Origin of the sequence: Streptomyces sp. NPDC059224 (genome assembly GCF_042754285.1) — a bacterium.
GTDB lineage: Bacteria > Actinomycetota > Actinomycetes > Streptomycetales > Streptomycetaceae > Streptomyces.
The window spans coordinates 31,761-53,182 of sequence record NZ_JBHZAN010000053.1 but is presented as its reverse complement, the minus strand read 5'-3'; the positions used below and the strand labels follow the sequence as shown (position 1 = coordinate 53,182).

Sequence of the window (21,422 nt, the reverse complement as noted above, 5' to 3'; positions counted from 1 at the left end):
GACCTGAGGTCTCCGCGGCGCCGGGCCCGTCTCCGTCTGTGTCCGTTTCCGGGTCGGGGGTCCTGCCCCCTTCGAGTCCGGCCTTCGACCGGCCGGGTCGGGGCGGGTCGGGGCGGGGCGTGCGGGCCGGTGCTTCGAGTCCGGTCTTGCGGCAGCCCGGGTCGGCGGAGCGTCGGTGTTCTCCGCGTCCGGCTTCCTGACCGGCCGGGTCGGACGGTGGGCGGGCATAGGCTTCTGGGGTCCGGGGGACGGAGTCCCCCGGGTACGGCCACCGCGACGCGGGGCGCCTCGCAGGGCGACGGACGATGTCCACAGCCCCGGCAGCCGCGCCCGCGTAGTCGTACGCTGGAGACCCCCCGGTCGCAGCCCGCGCCGGGCACTTCGCGTTGCCCGCCCCCCGACGAAAGCCGCCCTGAATGAGCCTGCACGGTCTGCTCGACGCCGTCGTCAAGGACGCCGCACTCGCGGAAGCGATCAAGGCGGCCGCGGACGGCAACCGCATGCACGTCGACCTGGTCGGCCCGCCCGCGGCCCGCCCCTTCGCGGTCGCCGCCCTGGCCCGCGAGGCCGGCCGCCCCGTGCTCGCGGTCACCGCCACCGGCCGCGAGGCCGAGGACCTGGCGGCCGCCCTGCGCACCCTGCTGCCGTCCGAGGGCGTCGTGGAGTACCCCTCCTGGGAGACGCTGCCGCACGAGCGGCTCAGCCCCCGCAGCGACACCGTCGGCCGTCGCCTCGCCGTGCTGCGCCGCCTCGCCCACCCGAGCTCCGACGACCCCGACACGGGCCCGGTCTCCGTCGTCGTCTCCCCCGTGCGGTCCGTGCTCCAGCCGCAGGTCAAGGGCCTCGGCGACCTGGAGCCGGTGGCGCTGCGCACCGGGCAGAGCGCCGACCTGAACGACATCGTGCACGCCCTCGCGGCCGCCGCCTACGCGCGCGTGGAGCTCGTGGAGAAGCGCGGCGAGTTCGCCGTGCGCGGCGGCATCCTGGACGTGTTCCCGCCCACCGAGGAACATCCCTTGCGCGTCGAGTTCTGGGGCGACGACGTCGAGGAGATCCGCTACTTCAAGGTCGCCGACCAGCGCTCCCTGGAGGTCGCCGAGCACGGCCTGTGGGCGCCGCCCTGCCGCGAGCTGCTGCTCACCGAGGACGTCCGGGCCCGCGCGCGTGCCCTCGCCGAACAGCACCCGGAGCTGGGCGAGCTGCTGAACAAGATCGCCGAGGGGATCGCGGTCGAGGGCATGGAGTCCCTCGCCCCGGTACTGGTCGACGACATGGAGCTGCTGCTCGACGTGCTTCCCGAGGGCGCGATGGCCGTCGTCTGCGATCCGGAGCGGGTGCGCACGCGTGCCGCCGACCTGGTGGCCACGAGCCAGGAGTTCCTGCAGGCGTCGTGGGCGGCGACCGCGGGCGGCGGGGAGGCGCCCATCGATGTCGGCGCGGCCTCCCTGTGGTCGATCGCGGACGTCCGCGACCGGGCGCGCGAGCGGGACATGATGTGGTGGTCGGTGTCGCCGTTCGCCGCCGACGAGTCGTTCACCGATGCCGCTGACGCGGCGGGGTCCGCCGACACCCTCAAGCTCGGCATGCACGCCACCGAGACCTACCGCGGCGACACCGCGAAGGCCCTCGCCGACACCAAGGGCTGGCTCGCCGACGGCTGGCGCACGGTCTACGTGACCGAGGGCCACGGCCCCGCCTCCCGCACCGTCGAGGTGCTCGGCGGCGAGGGCATCGCGGCCCGTCTGGACGTCGACCTGGCCGAGCTGAGCCCCTCGGTCGTGCACGTGTCCTGCGGTTCGATCGACTACGGCTTCGTCGACCCGGCACTCAGACTCGCCGTGCTCACCGAGACCGACCTGTCCGGGCAGAAGGCGGCCGGCAAGGACGGCTCCCGGATGCCGGCCCGGCGCCGCAAGACCATCGACCCGCTCACCCTGGAGCAGGGCGACTACATCGTCCACGAACAGCACGGCGTCGGCCGCTACATCGAGATGGTGCAGCGCACCGTCCAGGGCGCCACCCGCGAGTACCTGGTCGTCGAGTACGCCCCCGCCAAGCGCGGCCAGCCCGGCGACCGGCTCTACATCCCCACCGACCAGCTGGAGCAGATCACCAAGTACGTCGGCGGCGAGGCGCCCACCCTGCACCGCCTGGGCGGCGCGGACTGGACGAAGACCAAGGCGCGCGCCAAGAAGGCCGTCAAGGAGATCGCCGCCGACCTGATCAAGCTGTACAGCGCGCGGATGGCGGCGCCCGGGCACGCGTTCGGCACGGACACGCCCTGGCAGCGCGAGCTGGAGGACGCCTTCCCGTACGCGGAGACCCCCGACCAGCTGACCACCATCGCCGAGGTCAAGGACGACATGGAGAAGTCGGTCCCGATGGACCGCCTGATCTGCGGCGACGTCGGCTACGGCAAGACCGAGATCGCGGTCAGGGCCGCCTTCAAGGCCGTACAGGACGGCAAGCAGGTCGCCGTCCTGGTGCCCACCACCCTGCTGGTGCAGCAGCACTTCGGCACGTTCTCCGAGCGGTACTCGCAGTTCCCGGTGAGCGTGAAGGCGCTCTCCCGCTTCCAGACCGACACCGAGGCCAAGACCACCCTGGAGGGACTCCGGGAGGGCGCGGTCGACGTCGTCATCGGAACGCACCGGCTGTTCGCCTCGGAGACCAAGTTCAAGGACCTCGGCCTGGTCATCGTCGACGAGGAGCAGCGCTTCGGCGTCGAGCACAAGGAGCAGCTCAAGAAGCTGCGCGCCAACGTCGACGTGCTGACCATGTCCGCGACCCCGATCCCGCGCACCCTGGAGATGGCGGTCACCGGCATCCGCGAGATGTCCACGATCACCACCCCGCCGGAGGAACGGCACCCGGTGCTCACCTTCGTGGGACCGTACGAGGAGAAGCAGATCGGCGCCGCCATCCGCCGCGAACTGCTGCGCGAGGGCCAGGTCTTCTACATCCACAACCGGGTCGAGTCCATCGACCGCGCGGCGGCCCGACTCCGTGACATCGTCCCCGAGGCCAGGATCGCCACCGCACACGGCCAGATGTCGGAGTCGGCGCTGGAACAGGTCGTCGTCGACTTCTGGGAGAAGAAGTTCGACGTGCTCGTCTCGACCACGATCGTCGAGTCCGGCATCGACATCTCCAACGCCAACACCCTGATCGTGGAACGCGGCGACACCTTCGGCCTGTCCCAGCTGCACCAGCTGCGCGGCCGGGTCGGCCGAGGGCGGGAGCGCGGGTACGCGTACTTCCTGTACCCGCCGGAGAAGCCGCTGACCGAGACCGCGCACGAGCGGCTCGCGACGATCGCCCAGCACACCGAGATGGGTGCCGGCATGTACGTGGCGATGAAGGACCTGGAGATCCGGGGCGCCGGCAACCTGCTCGGCGGCGAGCAGTCCGGGCACATCGCGGGCGTAGGCTTCGACCTGTACGTCCGCATGGTCGGCGAGGCCGTCGCCGACTACCGGCGGCAGCTGGAGGCAGGGGAGCCTTCGGCGGGGGGATGGGAGGAGCCGCCGCTGGAGGTCAAGATCGAGCTGCCCGTCGACGCGCACGTCCCGCACGACTACGCGCCCGGCGAGCGGCTGCGCCTCCAGGCCTACCGGGCCATCGCCTCCGCCAACTCCGAGGCGGACATCAAGGCGGTCCGCGAGGAACTCACCGACCGCTACGGCAAGTTGCCCGAGCCGGTGGAGAACCTGCTGCTCGTCGCCGGGCTGCGGATGCTCGCCCGCGCCTGCGGGGTCGGCGAGATCGTCCTGCAGGGCACCAACATCCGTTTCGCACCGGTCGAGTTGCGCGAATCGCAGGAGCTGCGGCTCAAGCGTCTGTACCCGGGGACCGTCATCAAGCCGGCCGTCCACCAGGTGCTGGTGCCCCGTCCGAAGACCGCGAAGGTGGGCGGGAAGCCGCTGGTGGGGCGGGAGCTGCTGGGCTGGGTCGGGGAGTTCCTGGCGTCGGTGCTGGGTTCGTAGGACGGCCGGGGCGCGGCTCGCGCCGGCTGCCTCGACACCGGCCGCGCCCCGCCGCCGTCCCCCGTCCCCGTCGCCGACGCGTGGGCGCCCGCGTCCCCTTGGCGCCCGCGTTCGCCCGGCGCGGGGCGCGCCCGGCTCCCGCACGGACCGGGCGCGAGCCCGCCGGCGCACCTCGTGAAACCGAGGACGCACCTCGTGGATCCGGGACGTGCCTCGTGGACCACGGGAACGCGCTCGATCCGGTGCACCGGGCGACGCGGGAATCCGGGGCGGTCGAGCTCACCGGAGCCTGCGGGGCGGGCCGGGGCCCCCTCCTGAGCGGCGCGGCGGCCTTCGGGCCGCCGGCACCGCACCGGGAGCCGCCCGCCTCCGCCACCCGGCGCCCCTCCCAGGCGGTTTGGCGCGCCGTGGAGCGGCAAAGCGTGCGGTTACGGCACGGCGTGCGGTACTGCGTGCGGGCGCGGTGTGGCGTGAAAGGGCGTGGGGGCGCATCGCCCGGGCTTCTCCCGGTGTGTCAAGGAGATACCGGTAAAGGGTGGTTGGTTGTTGCCCGCCCTTTCGGGTCTCATTCGGTGTGAACCACGCGGCGGATACCGTGAGCCAGGAGAGATCCGCCCACGTGGGGGCGGAATGAGGAAGGAAGAGGGGGCGCACGTGGCGCGTCTGAGGGGCGGGGCGGTCATCGCTGTCGTCGTGATCTTCGCCGTGGCCGGCTGCAAGGACCTGGAGGACAAGGGGAGCCCGGGAGCCCAGGGCGCGCGCGGCGGGGGAGCGGCGCTGACCGCCGCCGACGCGCTGACCGTCAAGGGCCGGGCGCCGAAGACCGGTTACACCAGGGAGAAGTTCGGCTCCGCCTGGGCGGACACCGACTCCAACTCCTGCGACACCCGGGACGACATACTCAAGCGGGATCTCAAGGAGGTGAAGTTCACCGGCGGCGACTGCAAGGTCTCCTCCGGCGTGCTGGACCCGGACCCGTACTCCGGCAAGGACATCACCTACAAGCGTGGCCGCAGCCTGGTCGACATCGACCACCTCGTCGCCCTCTCGGACGCCTGGCAGACGGGCGCCAAGTACTGGGACGGCAGCAAGCGCATAGCCCTGGCCAACGACCCGCTCAACCTGCTGGCCGTCGACGCGAGCGCCAACCGCGGCAAGGGTGACGGCGACACGGCCACCTGGCTGCCGCCAGCCAAGGCCTACCGCTGCACCTACGTCGCCGCGCAGGTGGCCGTGAAGAAGAAGTACGGGCTGTGGGTCACCGCCGCCGAGAAGGCGGCGATGAAGAAGGTCCTCGCCGCCTGCCCCGGCCAGAAGCTTCCCGCGGGCGGCAACCCGACCAAGGCCCCGTCCCGGTTCAAGGCCCACTGACACGACGGCTCGCGCACCCCGGCGCACGGCGCGGTTCACCGTGCACCGGGGTGCGCGCATGTGACGGCACGCCGCTGCGGCCCCACCCGCCCCTCGGCACGCGGCCGCGTCCGGCGATCGCCACACAACGGTTCGATACAACCCGGACCGCGCGTCGGTGTCGGGCCATATGCTCGAACCGACCACCGCACGTCCGGTGCTGTCCGTCGGCGGACGCACCGGACGGGCACGTACGCCCTATTTCAGGCAAACAGGAGCGAGCATGCAAGGCCAGGGCCATGCGCAGCCGGTGCAGCGGCCGCCGCACGACGCGGTACTGGTCCTGTTGCGCGTGGTGTTCGTGTCGATGGGAGTGTTCAGCGTCGGCTTCCTGGCGTGGGTGATGATGCTGCGGCTGGCCACGGTGACCCGGAGATCGGCCGACTACGGCCTGCTGGTGGCCGTTGCCGCGGCCGACGTCCTCAGCATCGTGCTGCTGGCCACCGAACCCGGCGACGACGTGCACACGGTCGGCGGCTACCTCGGGATCACGCTGCTGTTCGGCGTCCTCCTGGCCACGGTCGTCTACTACCTCGCCGCCGACGTACGCCACTTCCAGCGGCAGCGCGAGGCGTACGCGGCGCAGACCGCGGCGCAGGCGTACGGCTACCCGCACCCCGCCTCCCCGTACGCCACGACGGCGACGCCCCTGGGCACGCAGCCGCCGCACACCCCGCCCCCGCACACCGTGCCCCCGGTCTCCCGGCCGCCGCACGTCCAGCCGCCCATACCCGCGCCGCCCCAGCGTCCGGCGCCCGCGCGGATCGAACAGGTGCGTGCCGAGCTCGACGAGCTCAGCGACTACCTGCGCAAGCACGACGGCGGCGAGGGCGGAAGGTGACCGTGGCGCCCGGGCGGGTCGTCGCCGACCGCTACCAGCTGTCCGCGCTCCTCGGCCAGGGCGGCATGGGCCAGGTCTGGACGGCCTACGACCAGCGGCTGGACCGGCGCGTGGGGGTGAAGCTGCTGCGCCCCGACAAGGTGGCGGGCGCGGACGCCGACGAACTGCGCCGCCGGTTCCTGCGGGAGTGCCGGGTGACCGCGCAGGTCGACCACCCCGGCCTGGTCACCGTGCACGACGCGGGCACCGAGGGCGACGAGCTGTTCCTCGTCATGCAGTACGTGGACGGCACCGACCTCGCCGGGCACCTGGCGGAGCACGACCCGTACCCCTGGCCGTGGGCGGTCGCGGTCGCCGCGCAACTGTGTGCCGTGCTGAGCGCCGTGCACGCGGTGCCGATCGTCCACCGTGACCTCAAGCCGCGGAACCTGATGGTCAAACAGGACGGCACGATCACCGTTCTGGACCTCGGTATCGCCTCCGTGATGGAGACCGACAGCACCCGCCTCACCCACACCGGCACCCCGATCGGCTCGCCCGCCTACATGGCGCCCGAGCAGGCGATGGGCGGCGCGGTCGGCCCGTACACGGACCTGTACGCGCTCGGCGTGCTGCTGCACGAACTGCTCAGCGGGGAGGTGCCGTTCGCCGGCTCCACCTCGCTCGGCGTGCTGCACCGCCACCTGTACGAGCAGCCGGTGCCGGTACGCCGGCTCCGCCCGGAGGTGCCCGAGCCGCTGGAGGCGCTGGTGCTGCGGCTGCTCGCCAAGGACCCGCAGCACCGGCCCGCCTCGGCGCAGGAGGTGTACGAGAACCTCGTCCCGCTCCTGCCCGCGCGCGGCATGCACACCGGTTCGCCCCTGGACCCCACACGCCCCTTCCTGCGCCCGCACGCGCCCTGGCCGGACCGCGCGCGGCTGCCCGCGCCGCAACCCGCCGCCGCGGCGGCCGCCGTACCCGCGCGGCCCGATGTCGTCACCGCCGTCGACGAGGTCAAGCGGCTGCTCGGGGAGGGACGCATCACGCAGGCCGTCGACATCCTGGGCGCGATCCTGCCGGTCGCCGCCGACCAGCACGGCGAGCACTCCACGGTCGTCCGCACCCTGCGCAAGCAGTACGCGGCCACGCTGATGGACGACGGCCAGTACCGCCGCGCACTGCCCGAACTGCGCCGGCTCGCCGACGAGCGCGCCGCCGAGGCCGGGCAGGCCGACCCGCAGTCCCTGCGGTTCCGGTACGAGACCGCCCAGTGTCTGGAACAACTCGGCGAACCGGCCGCGGCACTCGCCGAGTACCGCGCGCTGCTGCCGTACTACGAGAACCAGTACGTGGCCGGCGACCCGCACCTCGCGCACGACGTGCGCCGCCGGATCGGGCAGCTGCTGCTCGCGCTCGGCGACCGGCCGGCCGCCCAGGACACCCTCACCCGGCTGCTGTTCGACGTGGAACGGCTGCACGGACCCGGTCATCCGATGGCGGGCGAGGTCCGGCGGACGCTGCACTGGCTGGGGCAGGTGCGCGGCTAGTTCCCGCGCAGTTCATACTGCACCTACTTCGTGCACGGCCGCGCACGGCACGGCCACAGCCAGCGACACAGACAACAGGGGTGGGGTTCCGGCAATGTCCAGCCATCGGCAGTCGAGGAAGCGCAGATACATCACGTGGGGCGTGGCGGGAGCCGCGGTCGTCGCCGGGGCCGGGATCGCCGCGCAGACCTCCATGGCCGCCACCACCTGGCCCGCCCAGAAGACGTACACCGGGCGCGCCTTCGACACCTGCACCGCCCCCTCCCTGGCCGCGATGAAGGCCTGGCACGGCGGCCTCTACGGGGCCGCCGCCGTCTATGTCGGCGGCAAGAACCGCGGCTGCGCCCAGCCGAACCTCACCGCCTCCTGGGTCAAGTCCGTCACCGCGGTCGGCTGGAAGCTCATCCCGCTCTACGTCGGCGCCCAGCCGTCCTGCCAGAGCGGCTCCAACCCGGAGAAGATGACCACCACGAACGCCGCCTCCCTCGGCACCGCCGACGCCACCGACGCGGTCGCCAAGGCCGCCGCCCTCGGCATGAAGGCGGGCAGCCCGATCTACCTGGACATGGAGGCGTACGACACGACGAACACGGCGTGCAACAACGCCGTGCTCACCTATGTGCGCGCCTTCGACAAGCAGCTGCACGCGAAGACCTACCGCGCGGGCTTCTACGGCTTCACCAGCTCCAGCGCCAAGGCGATCGCGAACGCCAAGGACAAGACGGACCTGCCGGGCAACCTCTGGTACGCGCTGTGGGACAAGAACAACACCACCACGGCCGACTGGCCGTTCGGCGCGACGCAGTTCACCGCGCACAGCCGGGCACACCAGTACATGGTGAACAGCAAGGAGACGCGGGGCGGTTACACGATCACCGTGGACCGTGACGCGTGGGACGCCCCGGTGGCGATCACCGGCTGAGCGGGCGCGTACCGCGGAGGCGGTACCGCAAACCCTTGCGGAGGGTGGCGCGGCGGTGCCGGATGCGCGTGTGAATCGTTGGTCGAATGGGTTGGCCAGAGCTTGCCCACTGCCTACCATCGATCACCGCAAGACTTTGTGCACCGTCGCACAATCTCCTCGGGAGGCATCCTTGCACCGCCGCCGTCGCACCGCGCTCGTCCTGTCCGCCGCGATCGCCACCGCGGTCCCCTTCCTCACCGCCTGCGGAAGCGACGCGCACCCGGGCGCGGCGGCCGTCGTCGGCGGCCAGCGGATCACCGTCACCCAGCTGGAGACCCGGGTGAACGAGGTACGCCAGGCCCAGCGGGCGGCTGTGCCGGACGAGCAGCAGTACCAGCAGGTGCTCGCCGCCACCAGCAGCCTCACCCGGGACACGCTGCACAACATGGTCCTCGACCAGGTGCTGCACCGGGCCGCCCAGGACGCGGGTATCGGCGTCACCCGCAAGGAGATCCAGCAGATGCGCACCGGCCTCGCGCAGCAGGCCGGCGGCACCAGGGCGCTCCAGAACGCCTGGCTCCAGAAGTACGGCATCGCCCCCAAGCGGCTGGACGACAACCTGCGCCTCCAGCTGGAGGCGCAGAAGCTCGCCAAGCTCCTCGGCACCGACACCAGCCAGCCCGCCTTCTGGAAGGCCCTGTCCAAGGCGTCCCAGGAGCTCCACGTCGACCTCAACCCCCGCTACGGCGCCTGGGACATCCAGAAGAGCAGCCGGGTGGACACCAAGACGCCGTGGGTGCGTGAGGTCACGTCGGCCGGGACACAGACGGCGGCGTAGGCGCAGGGCGGACGGCCCGGCGCGCGGGGTCCGGGCCGGCGGGCCGGGTGACACGGGCGGGGGCGACGCGAGCGGTCATACGATCACTCGACCGCCCCGCCCTGTGGACAACGCCCGAGGCCGGCGGCGCGGGTGCGTTACGTTCGGAGGGTGAACACCACCAGCCCGGAGCCTCCCGCTCCCCCCGTCCCCGACCCCGGCCGGATCATCCTGCTCACCACCAGCCACCGGGTCGCCCCCGGCCTGCTGTCCTGGCCCGCCTGGCAGGCGCTGCGCTCGGCGGACCGGGTGCTGTGCGCGGACGGTACGCACCCGCAGCTGCCCTATCTGCGGGAGGCCGGGACGGCGGTGGACGAGAGCGCCCCCACCGCGCAGGAACTGGTCGAGGCCTGCGCCGGCGGCCGGACGGTGGTGGTCGTGGCGACGGGCGAGGGCGAGCCGGCCCTCACCGACGGCCTGGCCCGCCTCGCCGGCTCCGGCCGCGTCGCGATGCCCCGGCTGGAGCTGCTCCCCGCCTCCTACGACCTGCCCGGCGCCCGCCTCCTCGACCTCGTCCAGGTCATGGACCGGATCCGCGCGGAGTGCCCCTGGTCGTCGCGGAAGACCCATGAGGGTCTGGCGAAGTACGCCATCGAGGAGGCCTACGAACTCGTCGAGGCGATCGAGACCGGCGACCGCGACGAACTGCGGGAGGAACTGGGCGACGTGCTTCTCCAGGTCGTCTTCCACGCGCGCATCGCGGAGGAGGACCCGGACGCCCCCTTCTCGGTCGACGACGTGGCCGGGGGCATCGTCGCGAAACTCATCCACCGCCATCCGCACGTCTTCGGTGACGAGACCGCCTCGACACCCGAGGAGGTCAAGGAGCACTGGCTGCGCACGAAGGCGGTCGAGAAGCGGCGCGAGTCGGTGACGGACGGCATACCCCTCGCCCAGCCCGGACTCGCACTGGCCTCGAAGCTCGCCTCCCGGGTGCGGACGGCCGGTCTGGAGGTGCCGCTGCCACAGCCGCGGGGCATCGGGTACGAGCTGCTCGCGCTGGCGGTACGGGCCGAGGCGGAGGGAACCGACCCCGAGTCGGCGCTGCGGGCCGCGGCCCGGGCGTACCGGGACGCGGTGCGCGTCGCGGAAGGGGTGGACGCGTAGGCACTGCCCCCGGGCCGCCGGGCCGGCTCCAGGGCCCTCCGCCGCCGGATACCGTCAGGAGGTGACCAACCAGCCCACCTCCGACGGCCCCACCCCCGGCGGCCCCGCCGCGCCCGAACTCTTCACCTGGGAGTTCGCCGCCGACCCGTACCCCGCCTACGCCTGGCTGCGGGAGCACGCGCCGGTGCACCGCACCCGGCTTCCCAGCGGGGTCGAGGCCTGGCTGGTCACCCGCTACGCCGATGCCAGGCAGGCCCTCGCCGACCCTCGGCTGTCCAAGAACCCGGAGCACCACGACGAGCCCGCGCACGCGAAGGGGAAGACCGGGATCCCCGGTGAGCGCAAGGCCGAGCTGATGACGCATCTGCTGAACATCGACCCGCCGGACCACACCCGGCTGCGCCGGCTGGTCAGCAAGGCGTTCACCCCGCGCCGGGTGGCCGATTTCGCGCCCCGGGTACAGGAGCTGACCGACCGGCTCATCGACGGGTTCGCGGAGCGGGGCGAGGCCGACCTGATCCACGAGTTCGCCTTCCCGCTGCCCATCTACGCCATCTGCGACCTGCTGGGCGTCCCGCGCGAGGACCAGGACGACTTCCGGGACTGGGCCGGGATGATGATCCGGCACGGGGGAGGGCCGCGGGGCGGGGTCGCGCGGTCCGTGAAGAAGATGCGCGGCTATCTGGCCGAGCTGATCCACCGGAAGCGGGAGGCGCTCACCGCCGAGCCGGCCCCGGGCGAGGACCTCATCTCCGGACTCATCCGCGCCTCCGACCACGGCGAGCACCTCACCGAGAACGAGGCCGCCGCCATGGCCTTCATCCTGCTGTTCGCCGGCTTCGAGACGACGGTCAACCTCATCGGCAACGGCACGTACGCCCTGCTCACCCACCCGGAACAGCGCCGCCGCCTGCAGGACTCGCTGGCCGCAGGCGAGCGCGGGCTGCTGGAGACCGGAGTGGAGGAACTCCTGCGCTACGACGGGCCGGTGGAGCTCGCCACCTGGCGGTTCGCCACCGAGCCGCTCGGCATCGGCGGGCAGCGCATCGCGGCCGGCGACCCGGTCCTCGTGGTGCTCGCCGCGGCGGACCGGGACCCGGAGCGGTTCGCGGAGCCGGACACCCTCGACCTGTCCCGGCGGGACAACCAGCACCTCGGATACGGCCACGGCATCCACTACTGTCTCGGCGCCCCGCTCGCCCGCCTGGAAGGGCAGAGCGCGCTCGCCACCCTCCTCACCCGTCTCCCGGATCTGCGACTCGCGGCGGACGAGAGCGAGTTGCGCTGGCGCGGCGGGCTCATCATGCGCGGACTGCGCACGCTCCCCGTGGAGTTCACCCCCGTGGCGCCCTCCACCGGCAAAGATGACCGGCGTTCAACTATGTGATCTTCACGTGATCTGCGCGGCATTAACTTGTGACAAGTGATCGTCTGCCTATACCTTCACCCATCAGTGCGGCGCGCCGGCAGGACCCGTCGCGCCGGTCACCGCTGTCGCTCGAAAGGTTTCCGCATGCTCTCCGGGAACGGTCGTCACCGTCGCCCCCGTCAGGCTCCGGCTCTTCTCGTCGCGGCCGGCGTGACCGGCTCGGCCATCGCCATCCCGCTCCTCGGAGCGGCGAGCGCCAACGCGGCCGACGGCGGCACCTGGGACAGGGTGGCCGAGTGCGAGAGCGGCGGCTCCTGGAGCATGGACGCAGGCACCGGCTACTACGGCGGCCTGCAGATGTCCCAGGACGACTGGGACGAGCACGGCGGCCAGGAGTACGCCAGTACGCCGGACCAGGCGAGCCGTTCGCAGCAGATCGCCGTCGCCGAGAAGATCCTCGCCGACCAGGGCACCAAGCCCTGGCGGACCTGTGCCCTGTTCGCCGGGCTGTCCTCGGACGACTCCTCGGTGAACGTCGACACGGGCCTCGGCGGATCCGGCGACACGTCCGGCTCCTCCGACTCGTCCCCCGGGCTGTCTGATTCGTCCTCTTCATCTGGTTCATCGGATTCATCTGGTTCATCGGATACCGGATCGTCCGACTCCTCGCCGGACGCGTCGGGCGCCACGGACCCGGACTCGGCCACCCCGTCCCCGAGTGGGAGGGGCGACTCCGGCAAGGGCGCCTCCACCGGCTCCACGAAGACGGACAAGTCGGGATCCAAAGGCTCCGGCACCCCGGAGGTGAGCGAGAACCCCGTGGTGCCCGAAGCCGACGACTCGGACAATTCGTGGCAGACGGGCAGCTCTTGGGATCTGGTCGACACGGGAGCCGTCAGCAGCAGCGGCAAGCACCGCGGCGGCTCGGCGGACGAAAGCGTGACAAACGGTCAGAGTGCGACGTCTTCCGGACGTCACGCCTCCCCGGGTGCCGGCACCTACACCGTGCGGGACGGCGACACGCTCGCCTCCATCGCCGACTCCCTTGACCTCGACGGCGGATGGCGCGCGCTCTTCGCCGCCAACAAGGCGGACATCGGCACCGACCCGAACCACATCGCCCCCGGTCAGACCCTGAAACTCAGTAGCTAAACGGATTGAAACCGGCGGGAGTTGACGCTTCCGCCCGCCCTATTTCGAAGCCAAATGTCCGCTTTGGTGAAAGTGTGGGATGAGTCTCAGAAGCCCTGATCATCTTTGATATTCGCCGGATCGCCTGTTTACGGTCGAGGCCGCTCGTCACCACGAGCCCCGGCCGCCGCAACGCCGAGTCCTGCCAGCGGCCACCCGGGAACAGTCGTCGCGTCAAGCGCCGTAGGCAGGAGCGGGGGACCCAAGGTAGGTGCCGGGACCGGTGGTTGAGGCTGCCGTGTCCGGCTCGGGGTGAAGCCGCGCACCGTGAGGTGTGCGGCCGGGCAACTCATTCGGCCCGAACCCGACAGCTCACCTCGCAGGCGTCGGTGAGGGGATCCTCCATGCTGTTTTCCGGCAAGGGCAAGCACCGTCGTCCGTCCAAGGCCGCCCGCGTCGCCGCGCTCGCCGGCGTCACCGGTGTCGCCATCGCCGCTCCGCTGATGGCCACCGGCACCGCCTCGGCCGCCACCGCCTCCGAGTGGGACGCCGTCGCCCGGTGCGAGTCCGGTGGCAACTGGGCCATCAACACCGGCAACGGCTACTACGGCGGTCTGCAGTTCTCCGCCTCCACCTGGGCCGCGTACGGCGGCACGCAGTACGCCGCGCAGGCCAACCAGGCCACCAAGGCGCAGCAGATCGAGATCGCCGAGAAGGTTCTCGGCGCGCAGGGCAAGGGTGCCTGGCCGGTCTGCGGCACGGGCCTGTCCGGCGCCGCCCACACCGGCGGCAGCACCAGCTCGTCGAGCAGCGGCACCGCCACCCGCTCGACCGACACCCAGGCCGCCTCCCGCTCCGCCGAGCGTCCGGCCGCCAAGAAGACGGTCACCACCCCGACCGGCAAGAAGGTCAAGAAGGGCGACGGCGAGTACAAGGTCGTCAAGGGCGACACGCTCAGCTCGATCGCCGAGAAGCACAAGGTCAAGGGTGGCTGGCAGGCGCTGTTCAAGCTGAACAAGGACATCGTCGACGACGCCGACTTCATCTACCCGGGCCAGCAGCTGCACCTCAAGTAGGCCCCGGGAGGCGGGCACCCCGAAGTGACAGGCGGCGCCCGGCCGAACCACAGCGCTCACACAACCGTGGTCCCCGCGGTGAGGACCACATGAGGGCCACCCCCGTCCCCCACGGCTCCCCGCTCCGGTGCGTCTTCCCCCGTACGCGCCGGGGCGGGGTTTCTCTTTGTCCTCGTGCGGTGGTCCTCTCCTTGACCCGCTCTTCTTCCGTTCTTCATCGGACCCCCCTTTGTTCCGTGCATGAACAATGAGTACCGTCTCTGTGTCCACGGGCCGGTCGGTCGGCTGGCTCACGGGCCCGGGACGGTTAGGCTCTAGTCGCAAGGCTGAGCAAGGGCCGACCAGGCCCGCGTGCGCCCGCACAACCAGCGTCACATCCCAAGAAGGAGATGCTCGTGCCGTCCATCGACGTCGTCGTAGCCCGGGAAATCCTGGACTCCCGAGGCAACCCCACGGTCGAGGTCGAGGTCGGCCTCGACGACGGCAGCACGGGTCGTGCCGCCGTTCCCTCCGGCGCCTCCACCGGCGCCTTCGAGGCCATCGAGCTCCGTGACGGCGACCCCAACCGCTACCTCGGCAAGGGCGTCGAGAAGGCCGTCCTCGCCGTGATCGAGCAGATCGGCCCGGAGCTGGTCGGCTACGACGCCACCGAGCAGCGCCTGATCGACCAGGCCATGTTCGACCTGGACGCCACCGACAACAAGGGCTCGCTCGGCGCCAACGCCATCCTCGGCGTCTCCCTCGCCGTCGCGCACGCCGCCTCCGAGGCCAGCGACCTGCCGCTGTTCCGCTACCTGGGCGGCCCGAACGCGCACCTGCTGCCGGTGCCGATGATGAACATCCTCAACGGCGGCTCGCACGCGGACTCCAACGTCGACATCCAGGAGTTCATGATCGCCCCGATCGGCGCGGAGTCCTTCTCCGAGGCGCTGCGCTGGGGTGCCGAGGTCTACCACACCCTGAAGAAGGTCCTGAAGAACAAGGGCCTGTCCACCGGCCTCGGCGACGAGGGCGGCTTCGCCCCGAACCTGGAGTCCAACCGCGCCGCGCTCGACCTCATCCTGGAGGCGATCAAGCAGGCCGGTTACGTCCCCGGTGAGCAGATCGCGCTCGCGCTCGACGTCGCCGCGTCCGAGTTCTACAAGGACGGCAAGTACGAGTTCGAGGGCAAGTCCCGCTCGGCCGCCGAGATGACCGAGTACTACGAGGAGCTCGTCGCCTCCTACCCGCTGGTCTCCATCGAGGACCCGCTGTTCGAGGACGACTGGGCCGGCTGGAAGGTCCTCACCGACAAGCTCGGTGACAAGGTCCAGATCGTCGGCGACGACCTGTTCGTCACCAACCCGGAGCGCCTGGCCCGCGGCATCGAGGACGGCGCCGCCAACGCCCTGCTGGTCAAGGTGAACCAGATCGGTTCGCTCACCGAGACCCTGGACGCCGTCGAGCTGGCCCAGCGCAACGGCTTCAAGTGCATGATGTCCCACCGCTCCGGCGAGACCGAGGACGTCACCATCGCCGACCTCGCCGTCGCCACCAACTGCGGCCAGATCAAGACCGGCGCCCCGGCCCGCTCCGAGCGCGTCGCCAAGTACAACCAGCTGCTGCGCATCGAGGAGATCCTCGACGACGCCGCGGTGTACGCCGGCCGCAGCGCCTTCCCGCGCTTCAAGGGCTGAGCCGTAGGGCCCGTAGAGGGTAAGGCTTAGCCAGTCGTACGTACGTCCCCGTACCCGGTCCCGTACCGTGTCCGGGGACGTACGCACGTATCAGGGAGGCGGGGACATGGCCGCGAAGGACCGGGACCGGTTCTCCACCGCGACCAGGCTGAAGCTGCTCGGCGAGCAGACGGCGGCCCGGGTCTACCGCTCCCAGACCAAGCGGCAGGCCCGCCGCTCCCGGCTCACCAGCCGTGCCGCGCTGCTCGCGATCGTGCTGTGCACGATGGTCGTCGCGCTCGCCTACCCGATGCGGCAGTACGTCTCCCAGCGTGCCGAGATCGCCGACCTGCAACGTCAGCAGAGGCAGGCCCGGCAGCGGGTCGAGCAGCTGCGGGACGTCAAGGCCCGGTGGCAGGACGACTCCTACGCCGAGCAGCAGATCCGGCAGCGGCTGCACTACGTGATGCCGGGCGAGACGGGCTACATCGTGATCGACCCCGCTGCCGCCCAGCAGGCGCACGCCTACCTCGGAGCGGCCGACCGGCCCTGGTACGCGAACGTCTGGGACGGCGTCGACAAGTCCGACGCGTCCGACCAGTGAACCGACAGAAAGCCACGCAGAACACAGTCATGCAAACGCCCCCGCCCTCCACTCCGCGCACCGAGCCGACCGACGCCGACGTCGAGGCCTTCAAGCAGCAGCTCGGGCGGCCGCCGCGCGGGCTGCGGGCGATCGCGCACCGGTGCCCGTGCGGGCAGCCGGACGTCGTGGAGACCGCGCCGCGGCTGCCGGACGGCACGCCGTTCCCGACGCTGTACTACCTGACGTGCCCCAAGGCCGCCTCCGCCATCGGCACCCTGGAGGCCAACGGCGTGATGAAGGAGATGACGGCACGTCTGGAGAGCGATCCGGAACTGGCGTCGGCGTACCGCGCCGCGCACGAGGACTACATCCGGCGCCGGGACGAGATCGAGGAACTGACGGGGTTTCCGAGCGCCGGCGGGATGCCGGACCGGGTGAAGTGCCTCCATGTGCTGGTGGCGCACTCGCTGGCCGCGGGGCCCGGCGTGAACCCGCTGGGCGACGAGGCGATCGCCATGCTGCCCCAGTGGTGGGCCAAGGGCACGTGCGTGACGCCGGCCAAGGAGGACGACCAGTGACCCGTGTCGCCGCCGTCGACTGCGGTACCAACTCCATCCGGCTGCTCGTCGCCGACGCCGACCCCGAGACCGGTGAACTCGTCGACCTGGACCGGCGGATGGTGATCGTGCGGCTCGGGCAGGGGGTCGACCGGACCGGGCGGCTCGCGCCGGAGGCGCTGGAGCGGACCTTCGCAGCCTGCCGGGAGTACGCGGCCGTCATCAAGGAACACGGGGCGCAGCGGCTGCGGTTCGTGGCGACCTCCGCCTCCCGGGACGCCGAGAACCGCGCGGAGTTCGTACGCGGCGTGCTGGACATCCTCGGCGTCGAGCCGGAAGTCATCACCGGTGACCAGGAGGCCGAGTTCTCCTTCACGGGCGCGACGAAGGAGCTGACGGGGCAGAACCAAGGGGGCGCGGAGCGCCCTTCGACCGAGGGTGGTGGTGGGCGACGGGTGGGCGACCTCGCCGAGCCGTTCCTCGTCGTGGACATCGGCGGCGGCTCCACCGAGTTCGTCGTGGGGTCCGAGCGGGTGCGGGCCGCGCGGTCCGTGGACGTCGGCTGCGTCCGGATGACCGAGCGGCACCTGGTGCACGGGGGACAGGTCAGCGACCCGCCGAGCGAGGCGGAGATCGCCGCCATGCGGGCGGACATCGAGAACGCCCTCGACCTCGCGGAGCGGACCGTGCCGCTGCGCGAGGCGCGCACCCTGGTCGGCCTGGCCGGCTCGGTCACCACCCTCTCCGCCATCCACCAGGACCTGCCGGAGTACGACTCGGCCGCCATCCACCACTCCCGCATCCCCTACGCCCGGGTCCGGGAGATCACCGAGCGGCTGCTGGGCTCCACCCACGCCGAGCGGGCCGCCGTCCCGTCCATGCACCCCGGACGTGTCGACGTCATCGGCGCCGGCGCCCTCGTACTCCTGTCGATCATGGAGCGGGTGGGCGCGGCGGAGGTCGTGGTGAGCGAGCACGACATCCTGGACGGCATCGCCTGGTCCATCGCCTGACCCGTCCGAGCGGGCTTCCCGTCACCTCGCCGACCCTTCCGACCTCCTCGGATGAGCGTGCGGGGTGGCGGGTGAGCGCCCCGGACGGCTCGTGACACGCCGTGCCACGACACCCCCGCGGAAAACTTCGTGAAGTTCTTCACAAGGAATTCGGTGCAGGTGGGGGGTGCGGGGGTCCCCATTGGCCCGTTCGGGGGCTCAACGGCCCCGGACGCGTGCTCAGGAGAGCGTTTCGAGGGTGTTTCCGGAGGTGTTCGTGCGGGTGACATCCGGTGTCTCCGCGGTGCCCCCGGAGGCCCGGAGGAGCAGCTCACACGGCATTGACAACGGGTCGTATCGGAAGTCGGTTCCCGCTGGCGGCCATGACCTGCGTCACGTGGGCGGCGGAGTGTAGCACGACCCCTGGAGAACCTTGTGAAGGGGCGCACGAGCGGCCCCCCTGAGGCGGGTGGATACTCGATGCCATGAGCACCACGGAGCGTCCCAGGATCCTCGTAGTAGGCGGTGGGTACGTAGGCCTGTACGCAGCTCGGCGCATCCTCAAGAAGATGCGCTACGGCGAGGCGACCGTCACGGTCGTCGACCCCCGGTCGTACATGACCTACCAGCCCTTCCTCCCCGAAGCCGCCGCCGGCAGCATCTCCCCCCGGCATGTCGTCGTCCCGCTGCGACGCGTGCTTCCGAAGGCGGAGGTCCTCACCGGCCGGGTCACCACCATCGACCAGGACCGCAAGGTCGCCACGATCGCCCCCCTCGTGGGCGAGGCGTACGAGCTGCCCTTCGACTACCTGGTCATCGCACTCGGCGCGGTCTCCCGCACCTTCCCGATCCCCGGCCTCGCCGAACAGGGCATCGGCATGAAGGGCATCGAGGAGTCCATCGGCCTGCGCAACCACGTCCTGGAGCAGCTGGACAAGGCCGACTCCACGACCGACGAGGAGATCCGCCGCAAGGCGCTCACCTTCGTCTTCATCGGCGGCGGCTTCGCGGGCGCGGAGACCATCGGCGAGGTCGAGGACATGGCCCGCGACGCGGCGAAGTACTACAAGAACGTGTCCCGTGAGGACATGCGCTTCGTCCTCGTCGACGCCGCCGACAAGATCCTCCCCGAGGTCGGCCCCAAGCTCGGCCTGTACGGCAAGGAGCACCTGGAGAGCCGCGGTGTGGAGATCTACCTCTCCACCTCGATGGACTCCTGCGTGGACGGCCACGTCGTGCTGAAGAACGGCCTGGAGGTCGACTCCAACACGATCGTGTGGACCGCCGGCGTCAAGCCGAACCCGGCGCTCGCCCGTTTCGGCCTGCCGCTCGGCCCGCGCGGCCACGTGGACACCGCTCCCACCCTCCAGGTGCAGGGCACCGACTACATCTGGGCCGCGGGCGACAACGCCCAGGTACCGGACGTCGCCGCCCGCAAGGCCGGCGTCGAGAACGCCTGGTGCCCGCCGAACGCGCAGCACGCGCTCCGTCAGGCCAAGGTCCTCGGCGACAACGTGGTCTCCGGCATGCGGGGCTTCCCGCAGAAGGAGTACAGCCACGCCAACAAGGGCGCGGTCGCCGGTCTGGGTCTGCACAAGGGCGTCGCGATGATCGTCCTGGGCAAGACGAAGATCAAGGTCAAGGGCCGTCTGGCCTGGTACATGCACCGTGGCTACCACGGTCTGGCGATGCCGACATGGAACCGCAAGATCCGCATCTTCGCGGACTGGACGCTGGGCATGTTCCTCAAGCGCGAGGTCGTGTCCCTGGGCGCCATGGAGAACCCCCGCGAGGAGTTCTACGAGGCGGCCAAGCCGGCCCCGGTGGCCGCCCCGAAGACCGAGGAGAAGGCCAAGGCCTCCTAGCCCGAGCCTGCCCGACGGTCTACCGAGAACCACCCGAAGGACCTCCCGCCATCCGTGGTGCGGGAGGTCCTTCGGCATTCCCGGGCCGCCCGCAACTGCATGGCCGCTACAGCTTCTTTTGCCCAGTCGTAACTCCTTCGCGGGACTGCGATGCTGCCCTCACGGTGTTTACGTGGTAACCGGCATCCGGGATCGTCGTCTTGGAGGTGTACGCCATGACCGACGCCGCGTCGCGGCTGAGGAGTGTTGCCGAGCAGGTGCTGGGAGTTCCGCTCCCGGTACGGCTGCGGGCCTGGGACGGATCACAGGCCGGACCGCCGGACGCCCCGGCGATCGTGATCCGCAACCGCCGTGCCCTGCGTTACATGCTGTTCAAGCCGGGAGAACTGGGCCTGGCCCGGGCCTGGGTCGCCGGCGATCTGGACATCGAGGGCGATCTGTACAGCGCCCTCGCGGTGATGTCCGGACTGATCTGGGAGCGCGGGGAGGACGGCCGTACCCTCGCCCAGGCCCTGCGCGACCCCCAGGTGCGGGCCGCCGCCCGGGACCTGCTCAGGCTCGCCGGACCGCCGCTCCCGCCGGCCCCGCCCCGCGAGGAGGTGCGCAGACGCGGCCATCTGCACACCCGCCGCAGTGACAAGCAGGCCATCAGCCACCACTACGACGTCGGCAACGACTTCTACGAGATCGTCCTCGGGCCCTCGATGGTCTACTCCTGCGCCTACTGGGAGCAGGACGGCACCCTGGAGACCGCCCAGCGCGACAAGCTGGAACTCGTCTGCGGCAAGCTCGATCTGAGACCCGGTCAGCGGCTGCTCGACGTCGGCTGCGGATGGGGCTCGATGGCGATCCACGCCGCCCGCGAGCACGGCGTGAGCGTCGTCGGGGTCACCCTCTCCCAGGAACAGGCCGCGTACGCCCGTAAACGGGTCGCCGACGAGGGCCTGACGGACCGGGTGGAGATCAGGGTCCAGGACTACCGGGACGTCAGGGACGGCCCGTACGACGCCATCTCGTCGATCGGGATGGCCGAGCACGTGGGCGCGGAGAAGTACCTGGAGTACGCGCGCAGTCTGTACGCCCTGCTGAAGCCCGGCGGACGGCTGCTCAACCACCAGATCGCGCGGCGCCCGCAGCGCGACGAGACGGCCTACCACGTGGACCGGTTCATCGACGCCTACGTCTTCCCGGACGGGGAACTCGCCCCGATCGGCACCACCGTCACCCAGCTGGAACGGGCCGGGTTCGAGGTGCGGGACGTGGAGTCGATCCGCGAGCACTACGCCCGCACCCTGCGCCGCTGGGTGGTCAACCTGGAGGCCGACTGGGCACGGGCGGTACGGCTCACCAGCCCCGGGCGGGCCCGTGTGTGGCGGCTGTACATGGCCGCCTCCGCGCTCGCCTTCGAGCGCAACCGGATCGGCGTCAACCAGGTGCTGGCCGTCAGGACCCCCGAGTCGGGTGCGTCGGGACTGCCGCTGCGCAGCCGTACCTGGAACCGGTAGGGCCGCCGGACGGCGAAGGGGCCCCGCACGCGTGG

General features: G+C 71.3%; 16 protein-coding genes and 1 riboswitch. All 16 genes read left to right on the top strand.

The window, feature by feature from the left end; genetic code table 11:
- Positions 1-416 precede the first annotated feature (416 nt).
- Complete coding sequence (gene mfd / locus ACFXI4_RS39680) at positions 417-3,986, top strand: transcription-repair coupling factor (RefSeq protein ID WP_385001034.1); 3,570 nt, start codon at positions 417-419, stop codon at positions 3,984-3,986.
- 654 nt (positions 3,987-4,640) lie between these two features.
- Positions 4,641-5,357, top strand: a complete 717-nt coding sequence (locus tag ACFXI4_RS39675) for an HNH endonuclease family protein (protein WP_385001031.1) — start codon at positions 4,641-4,643, stop codon at positions 5,355-5,357.
- A gap of 262 nt (positions 5,358-5,619) precedes the next feature.
- Positions 5,620-6,237 carry a hypothetical protein gene (locus tag ACFXI4_RS39670; RefSeq protein ID WP_385001028.1) on the top strand — a complete coding sequence of 206 codons (618 nt, stop codon included), beginning with the start codon at positions 5,620-5,622 and terminating at the stop codon, positions 6,235-6,237.
- A gap of 38 nt (positions 6,238-6,275) precedes the next feature.
- Positions 6,276-7,763, top strand: a complete 1,488-nt coding sequence (locus ACFXI4_RS39665; RefSeq protein WP_385001042.1) for a protein kinase — start codon at positions 6,276-6,278, stop codon at positions 7,761-7,763.
- A 94-nt stretch (positions 7,764-7,857) separates the two neighbouring features.
- Positions 7,858-8,685: a glycoside hydrolase domain-containing protein gene (locus ACFXI4_RS39660; protein WP_385001025.1), complete on the top strand. Its 828-nt coding sequence runs from the start codon at positions 7,858-7,860 to the stop codon at positions 8,683-8,685.
- A gap of 172 nt (positions 8,686-8,857) precedes the next feature.
- Positions 8,858-9,505, top strand: coding sequence for a SurA N-terminal domain-containing protein (locus ACFXI4_RS39655; protein ID WP_385001022.1), 648 nt, complete (start codon positions 8,858-8,860; stop codon positions 9,503-9,505).
- Positions 9,506-9,655: 150 nt separating this feature from the next.
- Entirely contained in the window at positions 9,656-10,651 is a 996-nt protein-coding gene (locus ACFXI4_RS39650; RefSeq protein ID WP_362727994.1) for a nucleoside triphosphate pyrophosphohydrolase, read from the top strand.
- Positions 10,652-10,712: 61 nt separating this feature from the next.
- Complete coding sequence (locus tag ACFXI4_RS39645) at positions 10,713-12,038, top strand: cytochrome P450 (RefSeq protein WP_385001019.1); 1,326 nt, start codon at positions 10,713-10,715, stop codon at positions 12,036-12,038.
- Positions 12,039-12,164: 126 nt separating this feature from the next.
- Positions 12,165-13,172 carry a transglycosylase family protein gene (locus ACFXI4_RS39640; protein WP_385001016.1) on the top strand — a complete coding sequence of 336 codons (1,008 nt, stop codon included), beginning with the start codon at positions 12,165-12,167 and terminating at the stop codon, positions 13,170-13,172.
- A gap of 208 nt (positions 13,173-13,380) precedes the next feature.
- Positions 13,381-13,552: riboswitch (cyclic di-AMP (ydaO/yuaA leader) on the top strand.
- Positions 13,553-13,555: 3 nt separating this feature from the next.
- The gene (locus tag ACFXI4_RS39635) at positions 13,556-14,227 is read left to right on the top strand and encodes a transglycosylase family protein (protein WP_385001013.1); all 672 of its coding nucleotides are present in this window, start codon (positions 13,556-13,558) and stop codon (positions 14,225-14,227) included.
- A gap of 389 nt (positions 14,228-14,616) precedes the next feature.
- A complete protein-coding gene (gene eno, locus ACFXI4_RS39630) occupies positions 14,617-15,903 on the top strand; it encodes a phosphopyruvate hydratase (protein WP_351320945.1) in 1,287 nt (428 codons plus the stop codon).
- A gap of 106 nt (positions 15,904-16,009) precedes the next feature.
- Complete coding sequence (locus ACFXI4_RS39625) at positions 16,010-16,486, top strand: septum formation initiator family protein (RefSeq protein ID WP_362727405.1); 477 nt, start codon at positions 16,010-16,012, stop codon at positions 16,484-16,486.
- A gap of 29 nt (positions 16,487-16,515) precedes the next feature.
- Complete coding sequence (locus ACFXI4_RS39620) at positions 16,516-17,046, top strand: DUF501 domain-containing protein (RefSeq protein WP_385001008.1); 531 nt, start codon at positions 16,516-16,518, stop codon at positions 17,044-17,046.
- Positions 17,043-18,038, top strand: a complete 996-nt coding sequence (locus ACFXI4_RS39615) for an exopolyphosphatase (RefSeq protein WP_385001005.1) — start codon at positions 17,043-17,045, stop codon at positions 18,036-18,038. The genes ACFXI4_RS39620 and ACFXI4_RS39615 overlap by 4 nt, the downstream gene beginning before the upstream one ends.
- A gap of 464 nt (positions 18,039-18,502) precedes the next feature.
- Positions 18,503-19,882 carry an NAD(P)/FAD-dependent oxidoreductase gene (locus ACFXI4_RS39610; protein ID WP_351489219.1) on the top strand — a complete coding sequence of 460 codons (1,380 nt, stop codon included), beginning with the start codon at positions 18,503-18,505 and terminating at the stop codon, positions 19,880-19,882.
- Positions 19,883-20,097: 215 nt separating this feature from the next.
- Positions 20,098-21,387, top strand: a complete 1,290-nt coding sequence (locus tag ACFXI4_RS39605) for a class I SAM-dependent methyltransferase (protein WP_385001001.1) — start codon at positions 20,098-20,100, stop codon at positions 21,385-21,387.
- Positions 21,388-21,422 lie beyond the last annotated feature (35 nt).